The organism is Streptacidiphilus melanogenes (assembly GCF_000787835.1).
GTDB classification, from domain to species: Bacteria; Actinomycetota; Actinomycetes; order Streptomycetales; family Streptomycetaceae; genus Streptacidiphilus; species Streptacidiphilus melanogenes.
The window spans coordinates 79,966-89,552 of record NZ_BBPP01000034.1 but is presented as its reverse complement, the minus strand read 5'-3'; the positions used below and the strand labels follow the sequence as shown (position 1 = coordinate 89,552).

At 72.2% G+C, this 9,587-nt stretch carries 11 protein-coding genes and 1 tRNA gene; 8 read left to right on the top strand and 4 right to left on the bottom strand.

The window, feature by feature from the left end; genetic code table 11:
• Window positions 1-96 precede the first annotated feature (96 nt).
• Window positions 97-171: transfer RNA gene (locus tag TR49_RS28840), tRNA-Val, on the top strand.
• 409 nt (window positions 172-580) lie between these two features.
• On the opposite strand, the gene TR49_RS28835 is transcribed toward TR49_RS28840, so the two are convergent.
• Complete coding sequence (locus TR49_RS28835) at window positions 581-1,288, bottom strand: YhjD/YihY/BrkB family envelope integrity protein (RefSeq protein ID WP_236653573.1); 708 nt, start codon at window positions 1,286-1,288, stop codon at window positions 581-583.
• A gap of 264 nt (window positions 1,289-1,552) precedes the next feature.
• Complete coding sequence (locus tag TR49_RS28830) at window positions 1,553-2,764, bottom strand: FUSC family protein (RefSeq protein WP_042386834.1); 1,212 nt, start codon at window positions 2,762-2,764, stop codon at window positions 1,553-1,555.
• A 444-nt stretch (window positions 2,765-3,208) separates the two neighbouring features.
• Between TR49_RS28830 and TR49_RS43135 the strand changes: the two genes are divergently transcribed.
• Together TR49_RS43135 and TR49_RS28825 are read left to right on the top strand one after the other, a co-directional pair.
• Window positions 3,209-3,427: a hypothetical protein gene (locus tag TR49_RS43135; RefSeq protein WP_152627507.1), complete on the top strand. Its 219-nt coding sequence runs from the start codon at window positions 3,209-3,211 to the stop codon at window positions 3,425-3,427.
• Window positions 3,428-3,613: 186 nt separating this feature from the next.
• Window positions 3,614-3,910 carry a WhiB family transcriptional regulator gene (locus TR49_RS28825; protein ID WP_042386862.1) on the top strand — a complete coding sequence of 99 codons (297 nt, stop codon included), beginning with the start codon at window positions 3,614-3,616 and terminating at the stop codon, window positions 3,908-3,910.
• Window positions 3,911-3,926: 16 nt separating this feature from the next.
• On the opposite strand, the gene TR49_RS28820 is transcribed toward TR49_RS28825, so the two are convergent.
• Window positions 3,927-4,277: a hypothetical protein gene (locus tag TR49_RS28820; protein WP_174501618.1), complete on the bottom strand. Its 351-nt coding sequence runs from the start codon at window positions 4,275-4,277 to the stop codon at window positions 3,927-3,929.
• Window positions 4,278-4,502: 225 nt separating this feature from the next.
• Between TR49_RS28820 and TR49_RS28815 the strand changes: the two genes are divergently transcribed.
• Entirely contained in the window at window positions 4,503-4,892 is a 390-nt protein-coding gene (locus tag TR49_RS28815) for a PRC-barrel domain-containing protein (protein WP_052434729.1), read from the top strand.
• Window positions 4,893-5,240: 348 nt separating this feature from the next.
• On the opposite strand, the gene TR49_RS28810 is transcribed toward TR49_RS28815, so the two are convergent.
• Entirely contained in the window at window positions 5,241-5,843 is a 603-nt protein-coding gene (locus TR49_RS28810; protein WP_052434728.1) for a DUF6328 family protein, read from the bottom strand.
• A gap of 161 nt (window positions 5,844-6,004) precedes the next feature.
• Here TR49_RS28810 and TR49_RS28805 point away from each other — a divergent pair, with 161 nt between their 5' ends.
• From TR49_RS28805 to TR49_RS28790, 4 genes are all read left to right on the top strand, one after another.
• On the top strand, window positions 6,005-7,123 hold the full coding sequence (locus TR49_RS28805) for a carboxylate-amine ligase (protein WP_042386832.1): 1,119 nt from the start codon (window positions 6,005-6,007) through the stop codon (window positions 7,121-7,123).
• 155 nt (window positions 7,124-7,278) lie between these two features.
• Window positions 7,279-8,448 (top strand): transaldolase, encoded by a 1,170-nt coding sequence (gene tal / locus TR49_RS28800; RefSeq protein ID WP_042386829.1) that lies wholly within the window; start codon window positions 7,279-7,281, stop codon window positions 8,446-8,448.
• A 256-nt stretch (window positions 8,449-8,704) separates the two neighbouring features.
• On the top strand, window positions 8,705-9,334 hold the full coding sequence (locus TR49_RS28795) for a GNAT family N-acetyltransferase (protein WP_042386828.1): 630 nt from the start codon (window positions 8,705-8,707) through the stop codon (window positions 9,332-9,334).
• A gap of 13 nt (window positions 9,335-9,347) precedes the next feature.
• Window positions 9,348-9,566 carry an FmdB family zinc ribbon protein gene (locus tag TR49_RS28790; RefSeq protein WP_042386826.1) on the top strand — a complete coding sequence of 73 codons (219 nt, stop codon included), beginning with the start codon at window positions 9,348-9,350 and terminating at the stop codon, window positions 9,564-9,566.
• Window positions 9,567-9,587 lie beyond the last annotated feature (21 nt).

Sequence of the window (9,587 nt, the reverse complement as noted above, 5' to 3'; positions counted from 1 at the left end):
CCAACCGCCCCTCACCACCCGCAGCGAACCCCCGCCCGGACCAGGTACTCTTAGCCCTTGTCCCGACCCCACCCGGGACCCCCGGGCACGCCCCGAGGGCGCATAGCTCAGCGGTAGAGCGCTGCTCTTACAAAGCAGATGTCGGCGGTTCGAATCCGTCTGTGCCCACCAGCTCCGACCAGTAACAGAGCCCCACACCATGATCGGCGTGAGGCTCCGCGTGCCACCTACGTGCCCAACCGAGTTTGGCGCATCTCTCTCGATCAATGAAATCCGCTGGCATTGGTGGTCGGGACGCATCTGCTCCTGGATTCACGCCTGAATCAACACGCCGCAGCCTCCCCTAGGACTCGAGCTGCAGTGTAAGGACGAGCCGTTCATGCACGAGTCCTGGGCGCGCGGCCGTCACTGCTGGACCCTGAGGCCCGGCATCACCGGCCGGACCGGTGGCGCTGGTCGGGCCGACGGGGCTCTGAAATCCCGGGTCGCCCTTCGGGCTCTTGGGCCCTCTCGGTCTCTGCTTGCCTCGGCACGTGTAGGGCTTGGCGTGGTCGTGGTGGTGGCACTTGTGGTGCGCGGGTCAGGCCGAGGGGACGGCTCTGGGGCGGCGCTCGTGGAACTGACGGCCGAACAGGGCGCCGGCGTAGAAGACGAAGCCGACGCCGATGAGCCAGGTCTCCACGACCAGGACGATGCCGACGCCGCCGTAGGACTCCGCGTTGGTGACGATCATCGGGTCGAAGACCAGGGCCGAGAAGATTCGTAGACCGCCCAGGCCCACGAGGGTGGCGAGCGTGCCGGGGAGGAGGGCGCGCCAGCTGACGCGTCCGGCGAGGAGGAAGCGCTGGCCCCACCAGAAGAAGAGGAGACCGGAGGCCGCCAGGAGGGCCACGCGTTCGACGGCTTCCACGTCGCCGTCGCGGAGCCAGACGCCGCTTTCGACCTCGGCGGCGAGATAGAGGCTGAGCACGACCAGCCAGGTGGACTGACGCCAGATCTTGCGCCAGGTGGAGGGTCCGAGTCGCCAGACCTTCTCGTAGACCGCCTGGACCTCGGCGGCGAAGGCGACGCCGAAGAGCGCGAGGAGAGCCAGGCCCAAGGCTCCGGTCGCGCTCGCCACCTGGTGCTGGCCCGCGAACAACTCCTCCAGGGGCGTCGCGCTCTTGGTGCTCAGGTCCATGCCGTCGACGAGCCAGTCGGAGAAGCCGCGCTCCCGGAAGGGGTCGACGGCGGCGACCACGAGCAGCAGCGGGAGGAGCGTGACCAGCCCCTGAGCGGCGAAGATCATGGACCGTCTCATCAGGTCCAGCTCGCTGATCCCTCGCAGAAAACGGCCAGCCATGCCGCCGCGGAGGCGGGTGAGGGTGGTGCGCCGACCGGGCTTCCGGTCGTTCGGCTGATCACCGGGTTTCCGGGGCACGTCAGAGTCATCAGCCATGCGGCACGCCTCCCGGGGAGTGTCCTCCTGCCCCGGCAACGCTTTCAGTCGGCAGGGGCTGCAGCAAGGAATGCCACGCCGGATGTTGGTGGGCGGGCTGCGCGAGTCCGCCGGTCAGTTGCGGGAGCGGAAGGGTTCGCCGCGGGCGAGGCGGCGGAGGCGGGCGCGGGCGGTGGCCCCGCGGTGGCGGAGGGTGCTGCCGCGGTCCAGCCCCTCCATCAGGCGGCTGGTGCGGTGTTCGAGGTCGAGCTCGTCGAGGATGCGGTCGATCTCGGCCAGGAGCGCGCCGTGGAGTTGCCAGGCGAGCGGGTGGTCCTGGACCTGGCGCAGGAGCAGCGCGGCCACGTGGTCGCGACTGGCCCAGGCGGCGTGGAGTTCGGAGGCGAGGCGCTCCTCCGCGCCCTCCGCGTCGCGGCTCACCTGAGTGGTCACCAGGACGCCGAAGCTGACGAGCGCGCCACCGAGGTGTCCCAGCACGTCGCGGAGACCGGCGGCGATCTCGGCGTCGAAGAGGGGTTCGTCGGAGCCGCGCCGTTTGGCGAGGTCCGTCAGCGAGCGGGCGATGACCCGCACCACCACGACGCAGATCTCCAGGGTGTCGAGCCCGGTGCGGAGCACCACGCGGGAGAGCAGCGGCTCGCTGACGCGTGGGTTGAGGCGAAGGCTGTCCTCCGCCTGGCGAAGGGCGGCGTCGACCTCGGCGATGTAGTGGTCCAGGCGCCGCGCCTCGTGCAGCCGCTCGGCCGCCCGCGAGACGGAGATGGGACGGTCCAGCTCCTCCCCCAGCCGGAGCAGCAGCTGACGGACCCGGCGGGCGAGGTCCTCGATCGACTCCCCCGCGCTCTCCACCCAGACGGGCGGCGCCAGCAACAGGTTGAAGGCCATTCCGATGCCGGCGCCGATCAGGGTCTCCAGCACCCGGTCCCAGGCCTGTGAGGTGAGCTGGGTGACCCCGAGCACCAGCATCGCGCTGATCGCGACTTCCTGGACGAACTCGCCCACCCGGATGAACTGGCCCAACGTCAGCGCGGCCAGGATGATGAGGCCGAGGCTCCACCAGGACAGCCCCACGACCGAGCTGAACCCGATGGCCAGCACCACCCCGGCGACCACCGAGACGACGCGCCGGACGCTCGTCGTCAGCGTCGAGTACAGGGTCACCTGGACGACGAGGAGTGTGGTGAGCGGTGCGGTGAGCGGCGCCGGCTGGTTGCTCAGCTGCTCTGCCACCGCGTAGGAGAGCGTCGCCGCAACGGTGGCCCGCACCGTCTGGACGACGACGGGATCGCGACGGGCTCGGCTCAGCGCACTCGGGATGCCGGACACCCCCTACGTATGCCCCGCATGCAGGGACGGATCCCGCGGACCATCCCACTGACGACCCGTCCGGAGGCGTGGTCAGGGGTGTGGTCAGGGGCCTGATCGAGGTTGGGGGAGGGATCGGGGGGAGAGAGATCGGGCCCCGCCGAGAAGAGGCGGGTCGAACAGGCGGGGCCCGGGCAGACCCGCGCGGACAGCGTGGAGCGCGGACCTCCGAGCGACATCGTGCCCGAACGGCCGGTCGCACACGACGGAGCGCGCCACGGTTCACGCGTCCGCCACAACACCCGCGCTGGGCGACACGCGCACGGTGGCACGCGCGCACCCTGCGGGAACGCGACCCGGGTGTGCCGGGCGCGGAAGCGGGCAGGCGCTGCCCGCTCACCCGGAACGCATCGCCCCGAGGCGTGACGGGCGACGGCCATCACCCACTCACGTGAGGAGCTCGCGATGACACAGACATCCGGCCCTGACGAGGCGACGTTGCCGCCCAGACCGACCGAGCCCGGTCCGCCGTCGGCTCCCGAGCAGCCGACCACGCCGGACCCGCCGATGCCCCCCGGCGCGCCTGACTCCCCGGTGCCGGACCAGCCTCCGGGCCGGTCCGATCCGTCGCCGCCGTCGACTCCCGAGCCCAGCGCGCCGAACCCCGAGGAGACGCCCGACTGAGCCGCCTCCGCGTGGAGCGCGGTGTGTCGGCGGGCCTCGCGGGGCGCAGCGTGTCGGCGGGGGCGGGACGGTTTGCGGCCGCGGTTCGCGGGTTAGACGCGCCAGCGTCCGATTTCTGACGGCGGCGGGCGGGGAGCGGTCCGGTCGCACCCGCGGATGGCCGCCGTGGAGGGAGGGGTGGTGTCGATGGGACACCCGAAACCGAAGCTTCCGGGCTCCGTGAGCTGGGCGTGGTCGTGGCAGGAGTTGGCGGCGTGCGCCCGCTTCGACCCGCGATTGTTCTTCCACCCGACCGGGGAACGCGGCGAGGGCTCCCGAGCCCGGGAGCTGGCCGCGAAGCAGGTGTGCGCCACGTGCCCGGTGCTCGAACCGTGCCGGGCGTACGCGCTGGCCGTGCGCGAGCCGTACGGGGTGTGGGGCGGTCTCACCGAGGAGGAACGCGCCCACCTGCTGCGACGCCGCCGTGCGGCGCGGGCGGCCTGAGGCCGCCACGAGGATGTCAGGGTTCGCGTCCCCAGCGGCGCTGTTCGTTCACCCTGCGCCGGATGACGAGCAGATCCACGACCGCCACGACGGCGAACACGGCGCAGACGACGGCCGTGACGATGTCGAACCCGACGTCCGCGGCCGGATTCACCGTGGCGAGGAAGCCGAAGAGGGCCGCACCCGCGACGAAGAGGACGGCGAAGACGCTGGCGAGAAGGCGGCGAGCGGGAAGGTCGCTGCGCGCCCAGCGGGCTTCCTCGCCGCTGTGTCGCCAACGCCGTGCCGCCGCGTGCGAGCGGTGGTCGGCCATGCGCAGTCGCCACGCCCGCACCGGGTGGGCGTGGCGGACGACAGTGGGCGACACGGGTAGGGCCTCCGGCTTCGAGTACGAGTGCGAGTGCGAGTGCGGCAGCAGCCTCTCGGCTTACGCTTCACCGGTTTCCAGCTGCGCAAACACGCCCGGGCCGGCGACGACGGCCCACCCGCGGCGGCGAGACCACGTGTGGTCGGCACATCCGATGGCAGACGCGTCGCAGAACGCCGACGGCGCCGACGCCTCGGCCCTTTCCATCATGACCGGGAGGTTGGCATGTCCGACACGGCCGCCACGGAATGGCTGTGGCACACCGACCTGGAGGACCCGGGACTGGGCAGTCTGGTGGGACACACGGTCCGCGACTCGGACGGGCGCAGGCTCGGCACCGTCCTGCGCACCGTGGACCACCCCGAGTACGGCCTGCTCGTGGTGAACACGGGTCCCTGGATCTTCGGGCGTTTGCTGGCCGTCCCGGCGGGCCTCGTCTCCGACGTCGACCACGAGGCCGGCAGCGTGCGCGTGACCTGCGACCGGCGCCGTCTGAAGCGCGGACCGGCGTATCGGGCGGACAGCCCGGAGGCTGTCGAGAACTACCGCGCCCGGGCCGCCACCTACTTCGCACGGACGCGCAGACCGACCGGCTCACGCCATGACCGCGCCTAGGGGCGCTCGCGACCTCGCCCGCTACCGCAGACGGCGCAACTTCGGGCAGACCCCGGAGCCGCGCGGCGCGTGCAGCGCCCCCGGTGCGGACGAACCGGCGTTCGTCGTGCAGCTCCACGCGCGAGCAGCCTGCGAACCCCCGACGGGCCCGGTCGGCGCTGAGCGGCCACACCCTCGCTCAGCTCCACCCGGAGGCCTGCTGACGCCGCCTGCTGACCCCCACGGATTTCTGCCCACCCAGGCGATGACCACCGGCTCACGCTCACCACCGGCGCACATGGCCGGCACGTCCTGGTCCCGCTGCGCCCGCTGGGCCCGCTCGACGGGCAGGCGGCCGGGTTCGACGAGCTACCGGACGCGGCCTCCCCGGCCCACGCGATCCCGGGAAGGGCGCGGCTCCCCGTCCTCGGACGGCGCAGGGACCTCTGAGGGCGCGGGGCCCTCGGAGGGCGCGGGCGTCGAGCGATCGTCCGAACGGGTGTCCCGGTGGCGGCGCACGAAGAGTGGCAGCGCCACCCAGCACGAGGCGAACCACGCCAGCACCAGGCCGGCGACGAGCCAGGCGCCCCACCCGAGTCCGGCCACCCGCATGAGCAGCAGCAGCGCGCAGCCGATGGCGAGGGCGAGCAGGGTCACGCCCAGGCCCACGAGGCGGCTGACGGCGTGGACCATCCGGGGTTTGACGTGTTGCCCGGCGAGGATGCGGTGGTAGGTGACCGGGGCGATCAGGGTGCCGGTGGCGACCGCGCCGAGGATCACGACCGTGTCGTAGAGGGAGCGGTCGAAGCCGTGCAGCCGGGCGAAGCGGTCCGTGAAGGCGACGGACAGCAGGAACCCGAACATGATCTGGGCGCCGGTCTGGGCGATCCTGACCTCCTGGACGAGGTCCGTCCAGCGACGGTCCGCCGACTCCTCGACGCTCTCGTTCCGACCTCCTGGCCGCGTGGTCATCGCGCTCACCGCTCTCCGATCGGCCCCGCCGTGCGCATAACCGGACAGGGCGCGGGCAAACCGGCGGCCGGACGCGCCGGACGCAGCACACTCGCCCCGTTGCGGGGGCTTCGGGCGAATTCGCATCGGTTTCACCGGAAACCCGTGGGTAGACGACGCATATGGTGACCATCGGTGTCGCGGAGACCATCGCGGAGACCATCGGTGTCGAGGAGGAGTACCTGCTGCTCGATTCCCTGACCGGCCTGCCGACGGCGGAGTGTCCGCGCGTGCGGGGCGTCGCGGCCGCGCTGCCCGGCGTGGCCGACGGGGAGGTCGGGCCGGAGCTGCTGAAGGCCCAGATCGAGATCTCCACGCCCGTCTGCCACGCCGTCGACGAGGTCGGCTCGGAGCTGTGCCGGCTGCGGGCGGCGGTGCGGGCGGCGGCCCGGACGGTGGGGTGCGAGGTCGCGGCGACCGGCGCCGCGCCGGCGCGGAGCGCCGCGGTCACCCCGGTGTCGGACGGCGTTCGCTATGCCGAGATGCGTTCCCAAGCCCAGGTGCTCGTCGACGAGCAGCTGATCACCGGCATGCACGTGCACGTCGGGGTGCCGGACCGTGGCTCCGCGGTGGCCGCCGTGACACGGCTGCGGCCCTGGCTGCCGGTTCTGGCGGCGATGGGCGCGAACTCTCCGCTGTGGGACGGCCGGGACACCGGCTACGCCAGTTGGCGCACCTTGCTGTTCGGCCGCTGGCCGGTGAGCGGGCCACCGCCCGCCTTCGCGGACGCCGCGGACTACGAACGGCGGGTCCAGGACCTGCTGCGCGCGGGCGTCATGGCCGACCGGCGACAGGTCTACTGGCACGCGCGGCCGTCCGAGCGCTATCCGACGGTCGAGGTCCGGGTCCTCGACGTGCAGCCCAGTCCGTGCGACGCGGTGCTGTACGTGGGGTTGATCCGCGCGCTCGTCGTCCGGGCCGTGCAGGAGGAGCGCGACGGCGTGCCACCGCCTGCGGACGCCCCCGAACTGCTGGAGGCGAACACCTGGTGGGCGGCCCGGTACGGGCTGACGGGCTCGCTGTGCGACCCGGGGAGCGGGCGGCAGCGGGAGGCCGGGGCCGTCGTGGACGAGCTCGTCGAGCAGGTCTCCCCCGTCCTCGCCGCCACCGGCGACCGCACCACGGTCGAGCGTGGCGTCGAGCGGCTGCTGCGGATCGGCACGCCGGCCGAACGGCAGCGCACGGCCTTCGAGGACCACGGTATGCCGGGCCTCCTGAAGATGATCACCTGCGACTGGTGAGCACGAACGGCGAACAGCGGCAAAGCTGGGCAGAGCCGAGCAATGCCAGGCGAAGCCACACGAAGCCAAGTGAAGCCAGGCAATGCCAGGCAATGCCAGCGAAGCCGAGCAGCGCCAGGGCGAAGCCGGCAGAGCGCGAGAGGACGGAACAGCGTATGCACCACGACGGACTCGACCAGCTGTCCCAGGCCGGAGTGTCGGTCTGGCTGGACGATCTGAGCCGCACGCGGCTGACCGACGGCAGCCTGGCCGCGCTGGTGCGCGACCGGCACGTGGTCGGGGTGACGACCAACCCGACGATCTTCGCGAAGGCGATCCAGGGCAGCGACCTCTACGACGCGCAGATCGCCGATCTGGCCCTGCGTGGTGTCACCGTGGACGAGGCGCTGCGCGAGCTCACCGTCTTCGACGTGCGCTGGGCCTGCGACGTGCTCCACAAGGTGCACTCGGAGACCGGCGGGCTGGACGGCCGGGTGTCGATCGAGGTCGATCCGCGCCTGGCCCACGACACGGACCGCACGATCGCCGAGGCGCGGGCGCTGTGGTGGCTGGTGGACCGGCCGAACCTGTTCGTGAAGATCCCGGCCGCCACCGCGGGACTGGAGGCGATCAGCGCCTGCCTCGGCCAGGGCATCAGCGTGAACGTCACGCTGCTGTTCTCGCTCGACCGGTACGACCAGGTCGTCGAGGCGTTCCTGACCGGCATGGAGGCCGCCCGCGAGGCGGGCCACGACCTGACCCGGATCTCCTCGGTCGCCTCGTTCTTCGTGTCCCGGGTGGACACCGAGGTCGACCGTCGTCTCGACCGGATCGGCGGCGAGCGCGCGGAGGCACTGCGCGGCTGGGCGGGGATCGCCAACGCGCGGATCGCGTACGAGCACTACGAGCACGCCTTCGCGACCGGCCGCTGGCAGTCGCTGAAGGACGACGGAGCCCGTCCGCAGCGGCTCCTGTGGGCGTCCACCGGGGTCAAGGACCCGCGCTACGACGACACCCGCTACGTCACCGGCCTGGTCGCGCCTGACGTGGTGAACACCATGCCGGAGACGACCCTCGAGGCGGTCGACGACCACGGCACCGTTCCGGTCTCCGACCTGCGCCGGGGCTACGACGAAGCCCACAAGGTCCTGCGCGACCTCACCGCCGCCGGGGTCCCGTACGACGAGGTGGTGCGGGTGCTGGAGGAAGAGGGGGTCGCGAAGTTCGAGGCCAGCTGGGACGAGCTGAGCCGGGCACTCGCCGCGCGCCTCGACTCCGCCCGCGGGACGCCATCCGAAAGCGGCACCCCGCAGCGGGAAGGGATCCGGGGCGGCCGCGCCGCCTGAGCCAAAAGCGCACCGCCTGAACAAAGGAATGAGGGCCCCGACCGTCCCCCCACGGCCGGGACCCTCGCATCGCTCGCTCACGTCGAGTGATCGGGGCTCATCCTGCCGAGTCGAACGCGGGGTGGAGTACCGCTGTCCGGAGGTAGTCCGCCCCACCAACCAGGGGCTTCGCCCTGCTCGGATCGAGTACCCGGGTCACCGGGCGCCCACGAAATCGAGTACCGCCACGCGTCCGCTCCCGCGCACAATCGCCGTCATGAGCGAAGACGAGCGTGCCGACTTCCGTCACAAGCCGACGCTGACCGGGGAGCTGGTGGTCCTGCGGCCGTTCCGGGTCGAGGAGGACGTCGAGGTGATCCGGGACTTCCTCACCGACCCGGAGGTGCTCCGCTACACCGACGGCAGCGCGCAGACCGAGCGGTCGGCGTGGGACGAGAACCAGGAACGGTGGATGCTCGACTGGTACACCACCCGCAACGCCCAGCCCGACCGGCTGGATCTGGCCGTGGTCGACCGTGCCACCGGGCGCTGTGTCGGCGAGGCGGTGCTGAACGAGTGGCAGCCGGGGAACCAGAGCTGCAACTTCCGCATCCTGCTCGGGACGGCCGGGCGGGACCGCGGGCTGGGCAGCGAGGCCACCCGCCTGATCGTCGGCTACGGCTTCGAGCGGCTCGGGCTGCACCGCGTCTCGCTGACCGTCTACGGCCACAACCCGCGCGGCCGACGCGCCTACGAGAAGGTCGGCTTCGTCCACGAGGGCACTCGGCGCGAGGTGCTGCGCCTCGGCGACGCCTGGATCGACGACCACGACATGGCGATCCTCGCGCACGAGTGGGAACAGCACCGCGGCCGGCCTGGCACGGTACCGGTGGTGCGAACCGGGTGAGAGGATGTGCGGCATGCCTCGTTATGACTACCGCTGCCGCACCTGCGGCGCCACGTTCGAGCTGAACCGGCCGATGTCGCAGGCCAACGCGCCGACGGTGTGCCCGACCGGGCACGACGACGTCGTGAAGCTGATGTCGATGGTCGCCGTGACCGGCACCGCGGGGGCCGGCGGGGCCGCGCCGCAGGCCGGTGGCGGCGGCGGTTGCTGCGGCGGCGGTTGCTGCGGCTGAGCGGGGGTAGCCGCCGCGGGG

Bases quoted from the DNA above. Each gene is read 5' to 3' on its own strand.
- TR49_RS28835 (WP_236653573.1), bottom strand. From the start codon at position 1,288: ATGATCTTCGCCGCTCAGGGGCTGGTCACGCTCCTCCCGCTGCTGCTC.
- TR49_RS43135 (WP_152627507.1), top strand. From the start codon at position 3,209: ATGACACAGACATCCGGCCCTGACGAGGCGACGTTGCCGCCCAGACCG.
- TR49_RS28825 (WP_042386862.1), top strand. From the start codon at position 3,614: ATGGGACACCCGAAACCGAAGCTTCCGGGCTCCGTGAGCTGGGCGTGG.
- TR49_RS28815 (WP_052434729.1), top strand. From the start codon at position 4,503: ATGTCCGACACGGCCGCCACGGAATGGCTGTGGCACACCGACCTGGAG.
- TR49_RS28810 (WP_052434728.1), bottom strand. From the start codon at position 5,843: ATGACCACGCGGCCAGGAGGTCGGAACGAGAGCGTCGAGGAGTCGGCG.
- TR49_RS28805 (WP_042386832.1), top strand. From the start codon at position 6,005: ATGGTGACCATCGGTGTCGCGGAGACCATCGCGGAGACCATCGGTGTC.
- tal (WP_042386829.1), top strand. From the start codon at position 7,279: ATGCACCACGACGGACTCGACCAGCTGTCCCAGGCCGGAGTGTCGGTC.
- TR49_RS28795 (WP_042386828.1), top strand. From the start codon at position 8,705: ATGAGCGAAGACGAGCGTGCCGACTTCCGTCACAAGCCGACGCTGACC.
- TR49_RS28790 (WP_042386826.1), top strand. From the start codon at position 9,348: ATGCCTCGTTATGACTACCGCTGCCGCACCTGCGGCGCCACGTTCGAG.